General features: G+C 33.0%; 21 protein-coding genes and 2 pseudogenes. 12 read left to right on the top strand and 11 right to left on the bottom strand.

Annotation, left to right across the window (positions count from 1 at the left end; all coding sequences use genetic code 11):
- Positions 1 to 418: 418 nt before the first annotated feature.
- Positions 419 to 1,012, bottom strand: a complete 594-nt coding sequence (locus ACZZ95_RS23730; protein WP_463470965.1) for a TetR/AcrR family transcriptional regulator — start codon at positions 1,010 to 1,012, stop codon at positions 419 to 421.
- Between the two features lie 741 nt (positions 1,013 to 1,753).
- On the opposite strand from ACZZ95_RS23730, the gene ACZZ95_RS23725 reads away from it, so the two are divergent.
- From ACZZ95_RS23725 to ACZZ95_RS23690, 8 genes are all read left to right on the top strand, one after another.
- Positions 1,754 to 2,191 (top strand): cupin domain-containing protein, encoded by a 438-nt coding sequence (locus ACZZ95_RS23725; RefSeq protein WP_463470964.1) that lies wholly within the window; start codon positions 1,754 to 1,756, stop codon positions 2,189 to 2,191.
- 228 nt (positions 2,192 to 2,419) lie between these two features.
- Entirely contained in the window at positions 2,420 to 2,968 is a 549-nt protein-coding gene (locus tag ACZZ95_RS23720; protein ID WP_463470963.1) for a type 1 glutamine amidotransferase domain-containing protein, read from the top strand.
- Between the two features lie 1,008 nt (positions 2,969 to 3,976).
- Positions 3,977 to 4,210 (top strand): hypothetical protein, encoded by a 234-nt coding sequence (locus ACZZ95_RS23715; RefSeq protein ID WP_463470962.1) that lies wholly within the window; start codon positions 3,977 to 3,979, stop codon positions 4,208 to 4,210.
- Between the two features lie 193 nt (positions 4,211 to 4,403).
- Positions 4,404 to 5,270: a nucleoid-associated protein gene (locus tag ACZZ95_RS23710; protein ID WP_463470961.1), complete on the top strand. Its 867-nt coding sequence runs from the start codon at positions 4,404 to 4,406 to the stop codon at positions 5,268 to 5,270.
- The gene (locus ACZZ95_RS23705; RefSeq protein ID WP_463471806.1) at positions 5,215 to 5,439 is read left to right on the top strand and encodes a hypothetical protein; all 225 of its coding nucleotides are present in this window, start codon (positions 5,215 to 5,217) and stop codon (positions 5,437 to 5,439) included. Before ACZZ95_RS23710 ends, ACZZ95_RS23705 begins: the two co-directional genes overlap by 56 nt.
- 165 nt (positions 5,440 to 5,604) lie before the next feature.
- Positions 5,605 to 6,045 carry a hypothetical protein gene (locus tag ACZZ95_RS23700; protein WP_463470960.1) on the top strand — a complete coding sequence of 147 codons (441 nt, stop codon included), beginning with the start codon at positions 5,605 to 5,607 and terminating at the stop codon, positions 6,043 to 6,045.
- A gap of 74 nt (positions 6,046 to 6,119) precedes the next feature.
- On the top strand, positions 6,120 to 6,773 hold the full coding sequence (locus tag ACZZ95_RS23695; protein ID WP_463470959.1) for a hypothetical protein: 654 nt from the start codon (positions 6,120 to 6,122) through the stop codon (positions 6,771 to 6,773).
- A 190-nt stretch (positions 6,774 to 6,963) separates the two neighbouring features.
- Positions 6,964 to 7,263: a hypothetical protein gene (locus ACZZ95_RS23690; RefSeq protein WP_463470958.1), complete on the top strand. Its 300-nt coding sequence runs from the start codon at positions 6,964 to 6,966 to the stop codon at positions 7,261 to 7,263.
- A 120-nt stretch (positions 7,264 to 7,383) separates the two neighbouring features.
- On the opposite strand, the gene ACZZ95_RS23685 is transcribed toward ACZZ95_RS23690, so the two are convergent.
- The 5 genes and pseudogenes from ACZZ95_RS23685 to ACZZ95_RS23665 all read right to left on the bottom strand — a co-directional run bounded on the left by ACZZ95_RS23685 (position 7,384) and on the right by ACZZ95_RS23665 (position 13,372).
- A complete protein-coding gene (locus ACZZ95_RS23685; RefSeq protein ID WP_463470957.1) occupies positions 7,384 to 8,016 on the bottom strand; it encodes an efflux RND transporter periplasmic adaptor subunit in 633 nt (210 codons plus the stop codon).
- On the bottom strand, positions 7,934 to 8,470 hold the full coding sequence (locus tag ACZZ95_RS23680; RefSeq protein WP_463470956.1) for an efflux RND transporter periplasmic adaptor subunit: 537 nt from the start codon (positions 8,468 to 8,470) through the stop codon (positions 7,934 to 7,936). The genes ACZZ95_RS23685 and ACZZ95_RS23680 overlap by 83 nt, the downstream gene beginning before the upstream one ends.
- A 219-nt stretch (positions 8,471 to 8,689) precedes the next feature.
- Positions 8,690 to 11,979: pseudogene (locus tag ACZZ95_RS23675) on the bottom strand (efflux RND transporter permease subunit).
- Positions 11,980 to 11,989: 10 nt separating this feature from the next.
- A complete protein-coding gene (locus ACZZ95_RS23670) occupies positions 11,990 to 12,760 on the bottom strand; it encodes a TolC family protein (RefSeq protein ID WP_463470955.1) in 771 nt (256 codons plus the stop codon).
- Between the two features lie 48 nt (positions 12,761 to 12,808).
- Complete coding sequence (locus ACZZ95_RS23665; protein WP_463470954.1) at positions 12,809 to 13,372, bottom strand: TolC family protein; 564 nt, start codon at positions 13,370 to 13,372, stop codon at positions 12,809 to 12,811.
- Positions 13,373 to 13,546: 174 nt separating this feature from the next.
- Between ACZZ95_RS23665 and ACZZ95_RS23660 the strand changes: the two genes are divergently transcribed.
- The 4 genes from ACZZ95_RS23660 to ACZZ95_RS23645 are packed head-to-tail and all read left to right on the top strand — an operon-like array spanning position 13,547 to position 15,896.
- Complete coding sequence (locus tag ACZZ95_RS23660; protein WP_463470953.1) at positions 13,547 to 14,065, top strand: hypothetical protein; 519 nt, start codon at positions 13,547 to 13,549, stop codon at positions 14,063 to 14,065.
- Positions 13,983 to 14,585: a sensor histidine kinase gene (locus tag ACZZ95_RS23655; protein WP_463470952.1), complete on the top strand. Its 603-nt coding sequence runs from the start codon at positions 13,983 to 13,985 to the stop codon at positions 14,583 to 14,585. The genes ACZZ95_RS23660 and ACZZ95_RS23655 overlap by 83 nt, the downstream gene beginning before the upstream one ends.
- The gene (locus ACZZ95_RS23650) at positions 14,582 to 15,379 is read left to right on the top strand and encodes a LytR/AlgR family response regulator transcription factor (protein ID WP_463470951.1); all 798 of its coding nucleotides are present in this window, start codon (positions 14,582 to 14,584) and stop codon (positions 15,377 to 15,379) included. Before ACZZ95_RS23655 ends, ACZZ95_RS23650 begins: the two co-directional genes overlap by 4 nt.
- A 43-nt stretch (positions 15,380 to 15,422) precedes the next feature.
- The gene (locus ACZZ95_RS23645; protein ID WP_463470950.1) at positions 15,423 to 15,896 is read left to right on the top strand and encodes a hypothetical protein; all 474 of its coding nucleotides are present in this window, start codon (positions 15,423 to 15,425) and stop codon (positions 15,894 to 15,896) included.
- A 264-nt stretch (positions 15,897 to 16,160) separates the two neighbouring features.
- Here ACZZ95_RS23645 and ACZZ95_RS23640 read toward each other — a convergent pair.
- From ACZZ95_RS23640 to ACZZ95_RS23620, 5 genes and pseudogenes are all read right to left on the bottom strand, one after another.
- Positions 16,161 to 16,926: pseudogene (locus ACZZ95_RS23640) on the bottom strand (SDR family oxidoreductase).
- 190 nt (positions 16,927 to 17,116) lie between these two features.
- Entirely contained in the window at positions 17,117 to 17,845 is a 729-nt protein-coding gene (locus tag ACZZ95_RS23635) for an SDR family oxidoreductase (protein ID WP_463470949.1), read from the bottom strand.
- A gap of 250 nt (positions 17,846 to 18,095) precedes the next feature.
- Positions 18,096 to 19,019, bottom strand: coding sequence for a helix-turn-helix domain-containing protein (locus ACZZ95_RS23630; protein WP_463470948.1), 924 nt, complete (start codon positions 19,017 to 19,019; stop codon positions 18,096 to 18,098).
- Positions 19,020 to 19,447: 428 nt separating this feature from the next.
- Positions 19,448 to 19,705 carry a hypothetical protein gene (locus tag ACZZ95_RS23625; RefSeq protein WP_463470947.1) on the bottom strand — a complete coding sequence of 86 codons (258 nt, stop codon included), beginning with the start codon at positions 19,703 to 19,705 and terminating at the stop codon, positions 19,448 to 19,450.
- The gene (locus ACZZ95_RS23620; protein ID WP_463470946.1) at positions 19,665 to 20,009 is read right to left on the bottom strand and encodes a 2'-5' RNA ligase family protein; all 345 of its coding nucleotides are present in this window, start codon (positions 20,007 to 20,009) and stop codon (positions 19,665 to 19,667) included. Before ACZZ95_RS23620 ends, ACZZ95_RS23625 begins: the two co-directional genes overlap by 41 nt.
- Between the last annotated feature and the right edge of the window lie 7 nt (positions 20,010 to 20,016).

Raw genomic sequence — 20,016 nt, 5'->3', positions numbered from 1 at the left:
AAAACCGGCGGAGGTGGAGCAGTAGGCGCCTGATTTTTATCGGCAATAGCCGCTTAATACTAATGCCAGGATAAAACTGGTTATAATTAAATTTTTCATTTTCATATTGGTTTTAATTGGTTGAACATTTTCTCGTTTAATTTGTGGTATTCTGGCATTCTCGGGATTCATATTTAATTGAATTAAATTATCTAACATTGTTAAGTAAATATGCACAAACTCTCTACTTTAAGCATTTTCATTTTTACTTTAAATCACTATTAAAATATTTAACGGTGTTAAGTAACGGTCTAAAAAAAGAGTTTTTTATTACTCTATTAAATTTTCTAACAGTGTTAAGTAATGGTTATAAAAAAAAGGATTTTATATTATCCAAATTAAATTATTTTACACTGTTAAGTAAAAATTGAAAAAAAAATTATTGTATTGATTTGATGATACCGCCAATGGCATCTTTCAAAATTTGTGCATTTATAGTTTCTAAAATATCACTTTTATTAATGATGTTGATGGCGATTAAACCATGAATTACAGAAAAGAAAGTAAAATATTTTTGTTTAATGATATCCTGACTCGGATTGCTGTCTTTCATTACTTCAGCAATTACATGAGTAAATAATTTGTAAGGTCCCTCTTGAGCCGAACAGCGCTGAGCGCGACACGTCATTTGAACACCAAACATTAACTGGTACATTTCAGTATTCGTAAAAGCGAAGTCCCAATAGGTCATCCACATGGCTTCCAATTGATCTTCTGGTTTTTCAAACTTATCTATTGCAATCTGCAATTCTTTAGTCAGCTTTATAAAACCTTTGCCAGTCAGTTCTTCTAGTATTGCTTCTTTATTCGAAAAATATTCATAAATAATAGGAGCAGTATATTCGATTCTGTCGGCAATTTTACGCATACTCAAACCATTCCAGCCTTCATCTTTCACGATATCATAAGCGGCCCCAAGGATGTTGTTCCTTGTCTCTTCTTTTTGTCTTAAAATTCGATCTTTACTAGCCATTTCATTTGAGTATTAAATTGTTTAACACCGTTAGGCAAATGTATGACCGTTTTTCTAATTATGAAATAATATTATCATAATATTTTCTTATCGTGTCATAGATCAATTTAAAAAAACTTCGGAAAGCCTCTATTTTATTCAATTTTTTAGTTAAGTAAATTTTTTAAGAAGCAGAAATTTTTTGGTTTTTCAAGACCATTTGTCCCGCTCTCCATTATATCTTTTATGTTTCGTTAGAAAAAAACGAGACATAAAAGGATGCCATTTCGATCGGGGCTAGGCTAGAACGTATCTTTTTTATTAGAGCATTGTCAAAGTTACTATGAATGATTTTCTCGAAGGTAAAATTCCAGAGGAATGAAATATTTATAGATTGTTAAATAGCGGTTTACAAAAGCTCCAGCGGAGCGATATAATAATTATCGAAATCAACAGGGATTATTTCGCCCCACTTGGGCTCTATTAAAATGTAATTAATTGTTTCTATAAATATTTCGTCCCGCTGGGACTTTTAATGAAAAAATTAATGTTTTGTTTTGTCAGGCTCAGCGATCCCGAGGCTTCGGGAGAAGCCCGAGCAATCCAAATCCATAGTATTAGCATAATGACAAAAAAAAATCTGCCAAATCTGCGTGAACCAAAATTGAGAAACATTTACGACTTAGATCACTTCTTCAAATAGCAAAAGCAAGCTCACAACCACCTGTATCATTTTTTTTCGTAACATTACAATAAAAAAAAATGAAACCACTAACCATCCTAAAAACCACAATCACTGTTTTATTTTTCCAGCAGATAACATTTGCACAAGGAACCAAAAAAGAAACAGCCTCACCAGAATACACAATCGAAAACTGTGTCAATCATTTTGAACTGGATAAAGCCACCAAAACAAAAGTAGGTTATCAATATTGGTTTGGCGATAAAAACTTCACTCAGGAAAACACGCTCAAAATGAGTATCGTTGAACCTGGGAAATCTACGCACGCGCCACACCATCATGTCGAAGAAGAATTTTTTTATATCCTCGAGGGCACTGCCGAATTCTACTTAGACGGAAAAACCAAAACTGCCGGTCCAAACACGAGTTTCTACTGTCCCTCAAATATGGAACACGGAATCAAAAATATTGGAACTACCGATTTGAAGTATTTGGTTATTAAGAAGGATTTGAGGTGAGTCCTTACTACGATTATTTAATCATTCTCTAAGTTGTCATTCCTATAAAATAGTAGACTAGATTGACATCAATCTTACATAATTTCAATTTAATTTTTAATAAAAATCTGAATACCAATTAATTAACTTTTATTAAAGAAAGGTTTAACATAGTCCGTTTTCGCTGGCTGTTTGAAATAAGTAATTTTATCTAAATCAAAATTAATAACGTTTTAAAAATTTAAAATTATGAAAAAGAATATAGCCATATTAGCAACAAACGGTTTTGAAGAATCAGAATTAGCATCGCCTAAAGCATATTTAGAAGAGCAGGGTTGGAATGCAGATATCATCAGTTTAAAATCTGGAACTATTAAATCTTGGAAAGATGGTAATTGGGGCAAAGAATATAATGTTGATGTAGTATTAGATCAGGCAAATGAATCAGATTACGATGCTTTGGTTCTTCCAGGAGGAGTTATAAACCCTGATTTACTGAGAAGAGAAGAGGCGACTGTAAATTTTGTACGTTCCTTTTTTGAAAGTAAAAAACCAGTAGCCGCTATTTGTCATGGACCTCAAATTCTGGTAGATGCTGAAGTTTTACAAGGTCGAAAAGTAACTTCCTTCTTCTCTGTTAAAAACGATTTGAAAAATGCAGGAGCACAATGGGAAGACTCAGAAGTAGTGGTAGACAATGGTTTAGTAACCAGCCGAAACCCTGATGATTTGCCAGCCTTTAATAAAAAAATGGTAGAAGAAATTAAAGAAGGAAAACACGAGCGTCAGACGGTGTAAAAAATGTTTTCTATTTAGATTTATCAAGTTGCAAAAAATGCAAGATCAATTTTGGTCTTGCATTTTTTTGTTGAATAGCCACTAGTTTTAACTAGGTTATCAAAAAAATCAATGGTAATATGGCTTTAGCCAAAATGCGCATTTGGCTAAGCCTTTTTTCTCCCTTTTATTTCTCCCTCCAGTTAAAACTGGAGGCAATTGATTTTTTTAAATAAAATGCGGTAAATCTTTGTGTTCCTCTGGTTGAAACCAGAGGCTATGTTTTAAAATGATTGAGGAGTTTAATGTGTTTTTTTCCTTTTGCTAGTGTGAAGCGTTCCTGTTTTCCATCTACTTTGTCATTTCGACCGAAGGGAGAAATCTCCACAAGTAGCTCGACAAAGATTAGAAATGAATAGCCCCTAGTTTAACTAGGTTATTTGATAAGATTTTATAAGAATAGGCTTTAGCCAAAATGCGCATTTGGCTAAAGCCTTTTTTCTCGCTTTTATTTATACCTCCAGTTAAAACTGGAGGCAATTGATTTTTTAAATAAAATGAGGATAAATCTTTGCGTTCCTCTGGTTGAAACCGGAGGCTATGTTTTAAAATGATTGTGGAGTTTCTCCCGATGCCTCGGGATTGCTCAGCCTGACAAATGTTTACGTACAGTTTGTCATCCTGAGGAACGAAGGATCACATGCGCATATCGACAAAGATTTTCGATTTAGTTAGCGTCCCGAAGCTTCGGGATCGTGAAGATTTCTCCTTACGTCGCAATGACAAAAATGCGATAAGTACTTCCTAAAATATAGAATTCTTATATTTGATAAAAGCAATATACTGATTGAAAGAAAAATCTTTCTTTTTGAAATAATTTTCTCTATATTTGAAGTTCTTAAATCTTCACATTAAGACAACATAAAATTTGCCCTCGTGCTATGTAGTAAAGCTCCGAAAGGACTTTGACGCCGTGAAGAAGCGTAAGACTGCTAAGGTATGAGGGTTTTTTCTTAAATTCTTCACTTTATGAAAACAAACACCCTTTCCAAAGAAGCCGAAACAAGGCTGATTGATTTTTTTAACCATATTATAGATCCCGAAGATATGGCTAAAATTTTAAGACAAGTAAATTGCATTTTAGCTCTCGGCGTAATGCGACAACACGACACCCTCCAAATTGGACTAAACAATTTTGAAGACAATTATTATTGGCTCAATGAATTGGCGGAGATTTTGAATCCTTATTTGAGTGAGGAGTAAGGTATATAATGGAAAAACCTCGATTTTTTTTAAGATCGAGGTTTTTAGATGATATTGTTACTTGTGTTTAAGATCATGAACTTTCAATAACACTTAAATAATTTATATTTTTTTACTGTACAAAATTTCTTGCAGTTGTGTACGTTTTTTTTATATATTACAGAAATTTTATTTAACTGATTTATTGTAAGATATGGGAATAAAAATACTTAAATACACTATCCATTTATTAGAAAAGGAATTTCAAAAAACGGATGCAAGACTAGATTTATCGCAGGAAGTGATGATGGAAGATGAGTTTTCTGTAGCATTAATAACTTTAATTCATAAATCAATTACAGAAAGTTCTTCTTTAAAAAATACTCATTTTAAGGATAATGAAAGTAACGTTTTTTCAAATAGTTTAAATGATTATTTAGCAACCGATGATAATGATGAATTTTATAAATTTTCTGAAAGCTTAAGTGATTTAAAAGATAAAATAGAAAAAGTGCCTTTTGCGACAGGTGGTTATTATCTATTTGTTGATTATACCGTTGATGAAAAAAGATATATAACTGTAGTTTTGTTAAGACAAAAAGCTGGAATGAATATTTCAAAAGTTTCAGGAACATACAAATTAATAACTGCTGATAATATCAATATAGATAAAATAGCAATGGCATGTAGACTAAATCTTCAAATCTTTTCAGAGACAGAAGATGATAGAAACTATTTAGCATTAATTACAACTCAACAAGATGGAGTGGTATCAAAATATTTCAGAGAATGGGTTTTAGCAACTGGTTATATTAAAAATGATAAAAATACTTCAAATTTAGTTTCAATTATTAAATCCATTGATTTGCCTAAAGACGAATTGGGTAAACCTTTGTATCGCAGTCAAAATGAATTTCAAAAAGCAGTTTATGAGTATGCTAAATCTAAATCTAATAAAACTGTGAATCTTATAGAAATGGGTAAGCATTTTTATGGAGATAAAAACGAAATGATATTTTTAGAATATGCTCGCAAAACACGCAATTATTTTAGATACAGAATTTGTAAGACATCCTGCTAAGTGGAAAACTTTGGTAACAATTAGAGCTAAAGTTGAAGGAGTAGAAATAAATGTAGATTATAATAAAATTAATAAGGATTATGTTGTTTTGGAAGATAACAGAATAATAATAAATTCTCAACCTTTAGTAAATCAGATAAAGAAACAATATTCCTTGCTAGATGAATAATTCTTCAAATATTATTGAAAATTTTAGAGAATTTTTGTTACAAATGTAATTGTAGAAACTATATTATTTGATGGAAGAACTTTATCGTTTAAAGTCAAGGATAACAAAGATAAAGCTAGAATTAGTCAAATAATTACTAGTCTCTTTAGTAGATACGATGCTTTATTGGACAGTAAATATGAAATTATTTTAAGTTCATGTTTAATTAAAGATTTTTTTGTTTTTTATAATCTCGATGATTTTTATAATAATTATTCTAAATACAAGGATAATTTTGATAAATCATTGATATTAATTTTAAAAGATGGTGATTTTTCAATTTTAAAAAGCAATGGAGAAACATTTACTCCAGAAAAAGCTGTAATTTTTAATTTTTATGTATATCAGAAACTATTAGAATTCTTAAAAGAAAATTCTTTGTTTACTACACTTTTGAATGAATCAAGTAATCAGTTCATAATTATTAGTAAAGATAATGGAGTATTTCATATCGGTTATAAAAATAAAGAGGATCGTGTTAGATATTTAGACAACTTGAAACCTATTTTTGAAGATTTAAAGATTTCATTTCAAAAAAAGAGTTTATACAATTTTTTAAAGAAATAATAACGAATACAGGTATTCACGAAAAAGATATTCAGGATCGTTTTTATGAAATAATTAGAAGCTTAAAATTACTTTTGAGTCTAGCTGAAAAGGATTATGAAAATTATGTTTTAGATTTTGCTTTTGATAAAATAAGATCAAAATTTAAAGAAGAAAGAAATAAGTATTTTGAAAGTTTAGAAAAAAATATAGATACAGTTAATAAACAAGTTTTTGCATTCCCATTAACTTTTAGTGCCACTGCATTTGCAAGTTATCAAGTAAAAGAAAAGCCGTGGATTTTAGGCTTGATAATTTTGGCATATTTTTTATATACAATAATTGCCTTTTATATTTTATCGATTGTAAAATATAATATTTTTTGTCTTAAAGAAGATGTAGAAAAAGAAGAGAATGAAATTAAGAAATCGTATAATAAAATATATTCTGATTTTGAAAATGACTTTAAAAAAGTATGGAAAAAAATTTCAAAATTAGAATTTTTAATTACTATTTTAAAAAGTATACTTTCAATTTTGCTTGTTACTTTTATTATTTACTCATTAATTCAGATAATATCACCAAAAAAAACTGAAGATGTACAGATAATAAATGTTCCATCAAAAAACATTCAGCTACATATCCACAAATCTCAACCTTTAATTAAAAAAGACACTATAAATAAAATAAAAGATAAAGTGATATCAGATGCTAAAAAGGACTCACCTATTAAAATTCAAAGTAATTAGAATTTAATAGTTTTAGAAAAGATCTTTAAAAAAAACAAAAAAACAAAAAAACAAAAAAAGGACAGTCCCTCCAATTAAAGAAGAACTGCCCTTTTAGGCAAATTTTTAAATTTGCATTCCTAAGAATGCGTACAGTTTTTGGTAATCACTAAATTGAAGACTAAAACACAGATTGTATTATTTTAGTAACATGAAAAAAATTAATAAAGAAAGTTTTAAAAATTATTTAAATGATGTTTATCAATCAAGAATAACATACTATGAAGAATTTAATGAATTTTTAATTTTTTTTGAGATAGACTGTTTTTCTGAAGATTGCAAATATAAGTTATCAATTGAAGTTTCAGACAATGACATTAAGTTCGGTACAGTAACCAAAGAACCGTCAATTGATTTTTCTTTATACGATTTTGTAATTGAAACAAATAAAGAAGCAGAAGAGTTTGTTGAACAAATAAATAAACTTGGATGGCCAAAACAGTTTGAATAATTAAAAAAGGACAGTCCCTCCAATTAAAGAAGAACTGCCCTTTTAGGCAAATTTAAAAATTTGCACTCTCACGAATGCGTACAGTTTTTGGTAATCACTAAATTGAAGACTAAACGCAGGTTATTCGTTTATAACATCGCCTTCCTTAGTTTCTTCGCTGGCAATTTTTACCAGTTTATCTTGAGGGTTCAAATCGCCGAATATTTCGATTTTATCGTCGATTTCTCTTCCTTTTTTTACATCAACTCTAGTTGCTTTGTGATTCACGACTTTGATTACAAACAATCCTTCTGCAGAATTCACCAAAGCCGATTTCGGAATGACGAACGTACTGTCTTTCGCGTTAAGCGGTAACAAAACTTCCGCAACCATTCCTGGTAAAAGATCTTTTTTGGTGTTTAAAACATCCATCTCAACACGCTCAGAACGTAACTTTAAATCTAAGGCGCCAGACATTCTGGTAATTTTAGCTTTAAAAGTTTCGGGTAACGATTTTACATTAAAACTCATTTCGTCGCCTTGGTGTAAATATCCTGTATACAATTCCGGAATAGAAACCGCCAAACGCAGTTTATCCTGTTGCTGAATCGTCAATAATGGTAAATCAGATCCTTTTCCTGCTGGGCCGACGTACGTTCCTAAATTCACATTTCTAGCTGCTACAACGCCGTCAAAAGGAGCGCGGATTTCTAGATAACCTCTCATAATGCCCACTTCTTTGTGTGCCGCAACGGCCAGCTTGGTATTGTGCATAATCGGAGTTCTTTTTACCGCTTGCCATTTCTAAATCATTTTTAGAAATTGTTCCTTCAACTTTGCTTGTTTGATACAAACGGTTGTACGTGCTTTTGCTGGTGGCGTAAATGGCTTCCATCGATTTTAATCTCGATTCGGTCGCTGCCAATTGCGAACTGATTTCTGGTGCTTCCAACACAATTAGAAGTTGTCCTTTTTTTACTTTTGTTCCAATATCAACTTTCAATAATTTTACGAAACTGCTCACTTTTGCATACAAATCAACTTGTTGAAAACCTGTTAATTCAGCTGGTAAACGCAATTCTGTTGTTAGTTTTTCTTTTGCTAAAAGAAAGGTTTCTACTTTAGGTTCAATTTCTGGTGTAACCGTTTCTTCTTTTTTCTTTTCACAGCTTAGTACAACTAAAGCTGTAAATAGTATCGCTGTAGATTTTATAATGTTATTTTTCATTTTTTGGTTTTATAGAATGAATATGTTTTTAGCTTTTGGGTGAAAGTGTTTAAAATTTAATTTAACACATAGAATCATAGCTCTTCTTTACGGGTAAAGGCGTTTCACTTGTTTTAATGCATATAGCTATGTGTGAAAACTAGTTTTTTCTTTTACCTTTTTTATTTAAAACTAAAATCTATTGTTTCTATGTGTTAAAAAATATTTACACTCAACAGGTTACTTTTCAACTTTCGACTTACTTATTGATGAGATATAATGGATGCTTTCTTCGTCTTCAGGATCTAAAGAAACAGATTGTGTTGTTGTTTTAGCTTGTGCCCACGCAAATATCTGAGGCAGGATCAATAATACGGCAAAAGTAGAAAATAATAAGTCGCCAATAACTGCTCTTCCTAACGGAGAAACCTGATCGCCTCCTTCGCCGTGTCCAATTGCCATTGGAAGCATTCCCGCAATCATCGCAACAGACGTCATGATAATTGGACGCAAACGTAACGCCATGCTTCACGCGCAGATTCTAAGGCATTGCCATTTATTTTTCTAAGCTGTTCGGCATTCGTAACCAATAAAACGGCGTTGGCAATCGAAACCCCAACCGACATAATGATTCCCATATACGATTGTAAGTTTAGTGTTGAACCTGTAATAGTCAGCATTAACAATGCACCTAAAACTACCGCTGGAACGGTCGTTAAAATAACCAGTGAAACTTTGAACGATTGGAAATTAGCGGCCAGCATTAAGAAGATTACAAAAATGGCAACCAACAATCCTGATTGTAAACTGCTTAATGTCTCCGTCAGTACAGTACTTAGTCCGATAGGTGTAATAAACAAACCACGTGGTAATTCACCCAAAGCACTAATTGTTTTGCCTACATCTTTTGTCGCCGTACCTAAATCGGTTTGGTTGATGTTTGCAGTAACGGTAATGTACGGCATGGCCCCTAAATTGTCATTTTCACCACTTACAAATCCGGGTGTAATTTTAGCAACGTCGCTCAAAACAGGACGAATTGAATTTTTCAATAACGGAATTTCACCGATATCGGTTTTGCTTTTCATTTTATTTAATGGCACTTGAACCTGAACGTTGTATGATAATCCCGCTCTTTCATCAACCCACATATTTTTATCGGTATATCGTGAAGATGAGGTCGAAGCCACAAGAGAACGCGAAATATCATTCATATCAACTCCCAATTCTGCGGCACGTGTTCTGTCAATATCAATATTCATCGCTGGATAGTGAATTGGCTGTCCAATCTGTACATCTCTGAAATACGAAATCGCTTTTAGTTTATCTACAATTTGATTCGCATATAATTCATTTCGTTTTTTGTCTTTTCCTGCAATTCGAATTTCGATTGGAGTAGGAGAACCTTGGCTTAAAACCTTGTCTGTCAATTCGATTGGTTCAAAAGAAACTTTAGTGTCTGGAAGGACTTTTTTTAAGCCTTGCTCTAAACTCATCTTTAAATTCATCCATATCGGCATGGTAATCTTTTAAACTTACCTGAAAAACAGCTTCATGCGAACCCGCCATGAATAAATAAATTGGGTTAATGGAGAATAAAGAAGGGTCGCCGCCCCACATAAACAGAAGTGATTCCGATATGTTCCGGCCCAACCATTTTTTTCAATTCCTTTAAAGTAATTACAGCTTGTTCTTCTGTTCTTTCCAAACGAGTTCCGTCTGGAGCACGAAGTCGCAGTTGAAACTGACTTGAATTTGTTTTTGGAAATACATCTTTTCCAATAAAACTAATTAAGACAATTGCTAAAACCGTTGCAGAAACTAGATACACGATACTCGTCAATTTTTTATGAACAAATAAGCGGTCTAAAGTTCTCATAAAGCGAATTTTGAAACGCTCAAAACCACCTATTTTTCCGTTGTTGTTGGTATCGTCTTTTTCGACATACCCTTTTTTCTGGGTAATAAGTTCTCTTTCAGATTCTGGTGTTATACCGCTGTCGTTAAATTCGGCTTCGTCATCTGTAATTTCTGGACCATGATCGTGTTTTGGATGTGCTTTCATTAACCAGTTTGCCATTACAGGCACAAAAGTCTGAGAAAGTAAAAACGAAATAACCATCGAGAATCCAATTGCTAAAGCTAAAGGCAGAAACAACGCTCCCGGAATACCAACCATTGTAAATGCCGGCGCAAATACGGCCAAAATACAAAGTAAGATCAATAATTTTGGCAAGGCAATTTCCTGACAGGCATCCCAAATGGCGAGTGCTTTTGGTTTTCCCATGTCGAGATGCTGGTGAATATTTTCGATCGTTACCGTACTTTCATCCACCAAAATTCCGATAGCCAAAGCCAATCCGCTTAAAGACATTAAGTTGATCGTCTGCCCGAATAATTTCAGAAATAAAACACCCGAAATAATCGAAATTGGAATCGTTAAAATTACAATTAACGCAGCGACGTCTATCTCCCAAGAATAATAAAACCATTAAACCGGTTAAAACCGCACCAATAATTCCTTCGGTAATTAAACTTTTTACCGAGTTAATTACATAAACCGACTGGTCAAATTCATACGATAATTTTACATCTTCGGGTAAAGTACTTTGAATTTTAGGCAGTTCCGATTTTAATTTCTGAACCACATCCCAAGTCGAAGCATCTCCCGCTTTTGCAATACTAATATAAACCGAACGTTTTCCGTTTACCAATGCATAACCCGCTGTAATATCGGCACCATCTTTTACGCTGGCAACATCGCCTAATTTTAAGTTTTGAACACCGCCTTTAAATAACGGTATATTCTCAAAATCTTTAACTTCTTTAATCGTATTGTTGGTTGGGGTAATATAATTTTTGTCGCCCATTCTCACGTTTCCGCCCGGAGCCGTCTGGTTGTTTACACGAATTGCTTCTACAACTTGATCTGGCGTCATATTGTGCGAACGCAATAAATCTGGATCTACGTTAACCTCGATTGTTCTTGGGCTTCCGCCGAAGGGTGCTGGAGAAAGCAATCCAGGAATCGAAGTAAACGAAGCACGAACATAAACGTTGGCTAAATCCTGTAATTCGTTGTTTGAACGTATTTTACTGCTCAAAACCAATTGACCAATTGGCAGAGAAGAAGCATCAAAACGAATGATAAACGGAGGCTGTGTTCCCGGAGGAAATGCCGCCTGAATCCTGTTCGAAAGCGAACTTAATTCGGTCGCAACCTGCGCCATATTGGTGTTTTCATAATAGGTTAATTTCATAATCATTAACCCCTGAATATTTTTGGTTTCTACCGATTTTACACCATTGGCAAAAGGCAGAATGTTAACATAAGTCTTAGCAAAATAAGCTTCCATCTGGTCTGGCGTGTAACCTCCAAAAGGATGCGCAATATAGATAACCGGCAAATTCATTTTTGGTAAAATATCTACCTTAATGTCTTTGATGGCACCAATTCCGAAGAAAAATAGACCCGCAACCAATACTAATATGGAGATGGGTTTGCGGAGTGCAAAACGTATTAAATTCATTTGGATCTAATTAAAATTCATTTATAAATAAGTCAAAATTGCCTGTTGCGTCGACTTTTAGCAAATACGACTGCCATACATTATTGTTGACAATATCACGATCGATTTCGGCACGGTTTAAAACGTACATGGTTTGCGTCAAATCGGTTAAATCGGTTAAACCATTTTTATATAAAGTCGATTTTTGCAAATAAGCTCGTTTTGCCGCATCAACCTGAATTGGCGCTTCGGCATAATTTTCTAAAGTAATTCTGATCTTATCTTCAGCAAAATTCAATTGTGATTTCAGTTCTCTGTCAGCCTGATTGTATTCTTCCTGCAAAGCCTGAGAAACAAATTTCTGAGCCGTTACTTGTTTGTTTGCTCTAAAAGGCGTCGTTAAATTCCATGTAATTCCAACCCCAATTAAATAATTGGTGCGATCTGGATTTACGCCGTCCCAATAATTTCGGTTAAAAGCAGTTTGATTTGTTGCATAAGAGGAATCAAATCCAGAAGCTCTGGTTTGTAAAACACCAAAAGCACTCATAGTTGGATAATAGAAACGCTGGAACAATTTAACCTGCTGATTACTGTAATCAATCCTTGTTTTGTACAATTGCAATAACGGATGCAGACTGTCTGTTGCCGCATTTTCTTTAATTAATTCTTTTGGAATCTGAGTAACGAAAAGCGTATCAGTAACAAAATCCTGAGGAAGAACCCCCATTAAATCAACTAATTTGTTGTTTTGTTCTTTAACGAAGTTTCTCGCCAGGTTTAAAGCGATTTTAGCTTTCAAACTTCGGCAGTTGCCAATGTAGAATCGACTCCGGCCAATAATCCGTTTTTAACTCTTGCGTGCTGTCTTTTTGAAAACTTCTGCACGGCTAAGGTTTTTTTGCTGTGAAATCAACAATCGCTGGCTTGCCAGTAAATTAAGATAAGCCGCAGAAATTTTGATTTCCTGTTGGAACATTTCCTGCTTCGAATCATTTTCTTTGGCTTGAACATCAATTTTAGATAAATTGATTTTCTCTTTAATTTTTCCAAAAGTGAAAAAATCCCAGTTCATATTGACCAGATAAAGAGCACCAAATGCTGAGTTCCAGTTTTGTTCAGGTAACGGAAGTCCTGATGAAGCAACGCCAAGTCCGCCAAAACCATAAAGCGGTCCGTTTTGGCCGTTTACAGTTCCGTAATCTTGTCGCGCCGACAAATTTAAGTTAGGCAGATAATCACGGCGAGATTGTTTTAGAGTCTCTTTTGATGCATTGGTGTAATTGTTTTTTGCTCGGATGGAACCGTAGTTTTCAAGCCCCGTTTTTACTGCTTCTTTTAAAGAAAGGGTTTGAGAATAACCAGCTGAGGCAAAAATCAAGAAAAATAATAAGGTAATTTTTTTGAAATACATAAACTCAAGGTGTGATATAAATAGTTTTTGATGAAACAAATTTATTTCTCTTATGCTGATAAAAGTCAGGTTAAGTGATGTACTGCACTAGTAAATGACGAATTGAATTTGTCATTTTAAAGAAATAAAAATTAAATTTTTGTTCGTACTTTGTAAACTATTTCAAAATTAAGAATGAACAAAAAAATTGATAACATACTGGATAACAAATGGTGGCAGGAAGTTGCTGTTGTCCTTTTTTCATTTACAATTTATACCTTAAAAAATGATTGGATGTTATTTAGTTCCTTCATTTCTATTTTAATGGGTGTATTTTTCTATTGCATTTTATACATGCATGCCCAATTTAACCGCTTTTTTCTCCTTCCTATTTTATTCAAAGCAAACAAACCTTTTACGTATATAATTTTGACATTATTTGGAGTTTTTGTTTTTTCCGTCATTTTGTATGAAATTACGATGCTGGATATGTTTGCAAAATGTCATTTGTACCAAAACTCACATCAAAGAAGTTATGCGTACCAATTGGCGAGTGTTTTAGGGACTTTAGTTTGTATTTTGAGTCCGATAATTGTATTTAAATTTTATCGCATTCACAGAAAACAAACTGATGCAAAGATTATTATTCAATCAAATGCAGTTGAATTCTTTAAAAGGACAATTGAACCCGCATTTTTTATTCAATACTTTTAATACTCTTTACGGAATAAGTCTTCAGTTTCCAGACAGAACGCCGGATTTAATTATGAAGGTTTCGCAGTTAATGCGTTACCAGCTCGAAAGTAACAGCAAACAATGTGTTTCTTTAGAAGATGAACTGGAGTTTATAAACAGTTACGTACAGCTTGAAAAAGAGCGCGTTGGCTATCGCTGTGATATTACATTTGATTCTAATGTTGATAACGAAAATGCGTATAAAATTTCGCCAATGCTCTTAATTGCATTTATAGAAAATGCTTTTAAACATGGAACTTGCGCTATTGAAAAGTGTTTTGTAAATATTACCATTAGTGTTGAAAAAGGTTTGTTAAACCTTCATGTTACAAATTCAATTCCGAAGAAAACAGATGTGATTTCGACTAAAATCGGTTTGAAAAATACGATTGAGCGTTTGAATTTAATTTATGGAAAAGACTATAAATTAGATATTCAAGACGATAAACAAATTTATACTGTTGATTTAGAAATACAGCTTAAAAAGTTTGTAGGATGAGAGAAACAAAAAAATGCATTATTGTAGATGACGAACCCGCCGCGCATTATGTTTTGGCTAATTATATCAAACAGAATCCGCAGTTAGAATTGGTTTTTCAAGGTTATAATGGCATTGAAACAATGAATTATCTTAGAGAAAATTCTGTTGATTTAATGTTTCTCGACATCAACATGCCCGAGATTTCCGGAATGGAACTGCTGAAAATTCTTCCAACGCATCCGAAGACTATTTTGACAACGGCATATTCTGAATTTGCTTTGGAAAGTTATGATTACGGTGTGATTGATTATTTATTGAAACCCATTTATTTTCCAAGGTTCTTAAAAGCAATTGATCGTTTTTTTGCAACAGAAAATGTAAAACCAAAGGCAGAAGAAGAAACGGTTAATTCCGTTAACGTAAAAGTCGACGGCTATTTGATGAATATAGAATTGGATCAGCTTTTATTTGCGCAGAGTTTTGGAAACTATGTAAAACTGCACACGATTAAAAGAACTTATCTGGCTTCGATTACGACAACGGAATTCGAGAAATGCCTGCCAGAAAAGAGTTTTATGCGCGTTCACAAATCGTACATCGTGGCACTCGATAAAATTGATACAACTGAAAAAGATTTTATTGTAATTAAAAACGAAAGAATCCCAATTGGAATTACTTATAAAAGAGAATTAACAGACCGACTAAAAAAAGCTGGAATTGTAATTTACTTTTTAGTTAAGTGCTTAATTCAAAATAAATTATATGTTCATAAAAATATTGTGAGGTTTATTTTTTTCTTCATTATAAAGTAGTACTTTTAATACGTTATTTAAAGTTTAATTTAAAAATGAAGCCATGAAAAACGTGTTTTTGATTTTTACTTTTTTATGCGACAGTTTTTTAATTGCACAAGAAGGAACGAATATGAAAAAAGAAGTGACACCGCCAGAAAAGGTGAAACTTGCTTTTGAAAAAGAATATCCTGGCAAAGTACCCGTTTGGTCTGAAGAATATGTGGGAGATGATAATGATGAGATTCGTTATGAAGCCAGATATAACGTAAATAACACCACAAAAGCGCTGGCTATTTACGATAATTTAGGTATTATGAAAGCATATGAATTGCAGATTCCGCTAAGTCAGTTGCCACCAAAATCGCAGGCTTATTTAAAGAAAAATTATGGTGCAAAAGCAATCCAAGAAATTGCGGTTGTAGTTAATGATAAAAATATAACAACGTATGAAGTTGGAGTAGAAAAAGACAAGAAGTTTTATGACATCCAATTCGACAAAGACGGCGGATTTGATGTGATCATTGAGAAAAATTAAATATAAGAGCTTACTAATTCAAATATATTTGAAACGACAAACCCGATAAGTTTTGATGCTTATCGGGTTTTGTTTTATTTTAAAATTTAAAATTTAAAATTAAAAATTAAAAATTAAAAATTAAAAATTAAAAATTAAAAATTAAAAATTAAAAATTAAAAATTAAAAATTCCACTTTTAATCATCAAATTAACCATGAACCATGAACAATTAACAATTAACAATTATCAATTAACCATTCACCATTCACAATTCACAATTATCTTAAAGCATCATTCCACCAGAAACTTCAATTCTTTGCGCATTTACCCAGCGTGCTTCGTCAGTACATAAAAAGGCAACAACACCGCCAATATCATCAGGTAAACCCACTCTTCCTAAAGCCGTTACCGAAGCAATCTGCTGATTCATCTGTTCGTTGTCGCGAACGACTCCGCCTCCAAAGTCAGTTTCGATTGCGCCTGGAGCAACCACATTTACTTTGATTTTTCTTGCTCCTAATTCTTTTGCCTGATATTTTGTTAAAGTCTCAATTGCGCCTTTCATAGCGAGCATAGGCGCGTAACCTGGGAAAGAAAATCTTGCTAAACCAGTTGAAATATTTACGATCCCGCCACCGTCATTCATTACATTTAACCCTTTTTGTGTTAAGAAGAATGGTCCTTTAAACTGAATATTAGTCAATTGATCAAATTCTGCTTCAGTTGTCCCAACAAATGAATTGTGAATTCCGATTCCAGCATTATTTACTAAAAAGTCAAATTTATCTGTTTTAAAAGTACTTTTTAATGTTGATTCTACTTCATTGAAGAAAGAATCAAAAGTACTTGAGGCAAAGAACGTTCAGTTGAAGCGAAGCCGCTTTCTGACCTAAATTTTCGATTTCTTTAACCACCAAGTCAGCTTCATCTTTTTTGCTGTTGTAGGTTATAATTACATCAATTCCTTTTTTAGCAATTGCAATTGCCATGTTTTTTCCTAAACCTCTGCTTCCGCCTGTTACCAAGGCTATTTTTGTATTTACTGCCATCTTTTTGATTGTTTATTGTTTATTATTTATTGTTTGTTGTTTATTGTTTGTGGTCAGTCTGAGCGATCCCGAGGCTTCGGGAGGAGACCTTACAATGTAATGACCTTTTTTCGAGACTTTATAGCACTCAATAAAACAAGTACATAGAGACAAAATTTTTAATTTTTAATTCTCAATTTTTAATTTAAAATTATAAGTTAGAATGAAGTGCATTAAATGAAGCCTTTAATTCTGGTACGCTTGCATTTAATCTCGTTTCACTGGTTCCAAAAGTAAGTTCGCTTTTTCCTTCTTTCAATTGTTCAAAAATAGAAACAATAAAATCGCTTACGCTCGGATGTGCATCATGTAAACCAACGCCGCCAAGGTCTGTATTCAATGCTGGTGGAATAATTTCGATTACTTCAATGTTTTTTGATTGTAATAAATGACGAAGTGAAAGTGTAAACGATCTAAAAAACGCCTTTGTAGCCGAATAAACAGGAACTTTTGCAAAAGGAGAAAATGCCAGTCCAGAAGTTACATTCATTACAGTTGTCAGCGATTTTAATTGAATAAATAGTGACGTTAAATGCAATGGTGCTTCAATATTGGTTGCAACTTCGCTTTTCATACTTTCGTAGAAATCAGCATCAGTAACAGAAACCCATTTTTGAATTCCGGCATTATTGATTAATACGTTTAAGTCAGGATGATTTTCTTCGATCCATTTATAAAGAGCAATTCGTTCTTTTTCTAAAGACAAGTCGCAGACTTTTGTAATAACTGATGGAAATTTTGCTTTTACTTCATTTAGAACAGATTCTCTTCGACCGCAAATAATTACGGTATTGTTTTTCTGAATAAATCGCTCAGTAAGTCCAAGTCCGATACCGCTTGCACCGCCTGTTATTAAAATTTTGTTGTTTGATAAATTCATCTTTTCGATCTTTTAAATTGATAAGACAAAGGTAGGAGTGAGGCAACATTGGGAAATTGTAAATATCAAATCGATGTTTGCGAAATTCAAATCAGGTGTATTTAAATTCAAATCTTTTAAATTCCAAATTCCAAAACGTTACGCTAAACTTTGTCAAAGTTTTAAACTTTGACAAAGTTCTATTGAACCTGAAACCTGAAACCTGAAACCTGAAACCTGAAATCTAAAATCTAAAATCTGCAATCTAAACTCAAGCCCTAAAAGCTAAAGGCGTCAACGACGTTTGTTTTTTAAAGAAATTAGAAAAGTGCGCCAGCTCCTCAAAACCTAAGGAAAAAGCGATTTCAGAAATGTTCCAATCCGTTTGTTTTAAAAGGATTTTCGCTTCATTTGTCAATCGGGTGCGGATTAATTCGGTTGTGGTTTTTCCTGTGTTTTCCTTTAAAACCTTATTTAAATGATTGACATGAACTGATAATCGTGATGCAAAATCTTTTGCCGTTCTCAATTCTAATCTTTGATTTGGAGATTCGATTGGGAATTGTCTTTCTAATAATTCAGCAAATAAAGAAGAAACTCTCGCTGCAGAATTGTGTTTGGAATAAAGCGCAGTTATAGGTTGTAATTTTTGCCCGAAGTGAATTAGTTCAGCAACATAATTTCGGATCAAATCATATTTGTAGATATAATCAGAGTTGATTTCTTTTTGTATTTTATTGAAAATCAAAGCCACTTCTTCTACTTCTTCATCAGACAATTGAAAAATAGGATAACCGTCTGCGGCAAAAATAGGAAGTTCGTCCAGATCGATTCCGCTTTTATTTTTGGATAAAAATTCACTAGTAAAAACACAAAACTGCCCAGATTGATTCGTGTCCTGCGGTAAATAGTTGTACGGAATTTTTGGCGTAGCAAATAATAATCCTTGTTTATCAATTTCGATTATTTTATCAGCATACTCGGCCTTATTCTTACCGCGAATTAAACTTATCTTGTAATAAGCTCTTCTATCATAAGGCATTCCAGGCTTTTCTTTTAGTCGTTCTAAAAGTTCTTTTATGTCAAAAACATTAAAATGACCAATTTCTTTTTTAATGTCGTTTGGTAATAATGAACTCGGCTCGACAGATGTGCCTTCGGTAATATCTTGATAAAATGAATCTAGTGATTTCATATTTGTGAATTGTAAAATTCAAATATACGAAATATTGATTTTAGTTTCAGGTTTCAGGTTTTCTTTGTTTCAGTTATTTGTTTGTGTTGAATTTAAACGCAAAGTTCGCGAGGATTTACGCAAAGAACGCTAGTGAATTCTCACAAAGACGTAAGTCGCAATTTATAAATATAGCCCACGGTTTCAACCGTGGGAAACGGATTGTGGATTGTATTTTGAATATATTGTGAATACATCTTGAATGTATCATAAATACAATGTGCTCCAATGGTTGAAACCGTTGGCTATGTTTATATAGTAACTCGATAAAGATTGGCAACAAATCAACTCCACAAAGATTGCTGGAAATACTTTACGGAGTTACGTTGTAGAGTTTCTAGTGTAATCCTTCGTTCCTCAGGATGACAAGATTGTGGTGAATTATTTTGTTAAAACAAACTTCCCTGAATTAATTCTGGCTGAGGATTACTGCCAAAAGGAATACTATCAATAACGAAAAACTGCTTAACTATAGGATCAAACTCTCTTATAACAATTTCACTGCATAGAAAGTCGAGATGAATTGTTGTAAAAAGTTCAGAAGCAATTTTAAGATTTTCGGGTGTTAACCTTCGTCCGATTGACAGGTGTGGATCTTCGCTTTTTTTAAGTTTTAATGGTTTTAAAGCCTGATGAATCTTTTTCATTAGCAGACTTAAAATTATCTTCAACATCTTCGTTAGGAGCAATGAAGAAAGCGCCGCTGTTGGGATAAGAACCAAAGTGGTCTAAAGACACTTGGAACGGCGTAAAGGTATCAGAAATTTGAGAAAGCTTTTGTTTGATTGATTCGAGCTTCGATTCATCGATCTTAAATTCACAAATTGTAATATGTGCTTCAGAATTACAGCTGTTGTACCATTTGATTTTGCTTCTTAAAAAATCTTTCAATTTCTTAACCGGCTCCACCAATGTTTTAGAATAAAAGACAACCGAATATGTTTTTTCCATTTTTAGG

This window comes from Flavobacterium sp. AC267, assembly GCF_979258715.1.
This window is presented reverse-complemented; position numbering and strand designations above follow the sequence as displayed.

Coding starts and splice junctions, on each gene's coding strand:
- ACZZ95_RS23730 (WP_463470965.1), bottom strand. CDS start 1,012: ATGGCTAGTAAAGATCGAATTTTAAGACAAAAAGAAGAGACAAGGAAC.
- ACZZ95_RS23725 (WP_463470964.1), top strand. CDS start 1,754: ATGAAACCACTAACCATCCTAAAAACCACAATCACTGTTTTATTTTTC.
- ACZZ95_RS23720 (WP_463470963.1), top strand. CDS start 2,420: ATGAAAAAGAATATAGCCATATTAGCAACAAACGGTTTTGAAGAATCA.
- ACZZ95_RS23715 (WP_463470962.1), top strand. CDS start 3,977: ATGAAAACAAACACCCTTTCCAAAGAAGCCGAAACAAGGCTGATTGAT.
- ACZZ95_RS23710 (WP_463470961.1), top strand. CDS start 4,404: ATGGGAATAAAAATACTTAAATACACTATCCATTTATTAGAAAAGGAA.
- ACZZ95_RS23705 (WP_463471806.1), top strand. CDS start 5,215: ATGCTCGCAAAACACGCAATTATTTTAGATACAGAATTTGTAAGACAT.
- ACZZ95_RS23690 (WP_463470958.1), top strand. CDS start 6,964: ATGAAAAAAATTAATAAAGAAAGTTTTAAAAATTATTTAAATGATGTT.
- ACZZ95_RS23685 (WP_463470957.1), bottom strand. CDS start 8,016: ATGCACAATACCAAGCTGGCCGTTGCGGCACACAAAGAAGTGGGCATT.
- ACZZ95_RS23680 (WP_463470956.1), bottom strand. CDS start 8,470: ATGAAAAATAACATTATAAAATCTACAGCGATACTATTTACAGCTTTA.
- ACZZ95_RS23665 (WP_463470954.1), bottom strand. CDS start 13,372: ATGTATTTCAAAAAAATTACCTTATTATTTTTCTTGATTTTTGCCTCA.
- ACZZ95_RS23660 (WP_463470953.1), top strand. CDS start 13,547: ATGAACAAAAAAATTGATAACATACTGGATAACAAATGGTGGCAGGAA.
- ACZZ95_RS23655 (WP_463470952.1), top strand. CDS start 13,983: ATGCAAAGATTATTATTCAATCAAATGCAGTTGAATTCTTTAAAAGGA.
- ACZZ95_RS23650 (WP_463470951.1), top strand. CDS start 14,582: ATGAGAGAAACAAAAAAATGCATTATTGTAGATGACGAACCCGCCGCG.
- ACZZ95_RS23645 (WP_463470950.1), top strand. CDS start 15,423: ATGAAAAACGTGTTTTTGATTTTTACTTTTTTATGCGACAGTTTTTTA.
- ACZZ95_RS23635 (WP_463470949.1), bottom strand. CDS start 17,845: ATGAATTTATCAAACAACAAAATTTTAATAACAGGCGGTGCAAGCGGT.
- ACZZ95_RS23630 (WP_463470948.1), bottom strand. CDS start 19,019: ATGAAATCACTAGATTCATTTTATCAAGATATTACCGAAGGCACATCT.
- ACZZ95_RS23625 (WP_463470947.1), bottom strand. CDS start 19,705: ATGAAAAAGATTCATCAGGCTTTAAAACCATTAAAACTTAAAAAAAGC.
- ACZZ95_RS23620 (WP_463470946.1), bottom strand. CDS start 20,009: ATGGAAAAAACATATTCGGTTGTCTTTTATTCTAAAACATTGGTGGAG.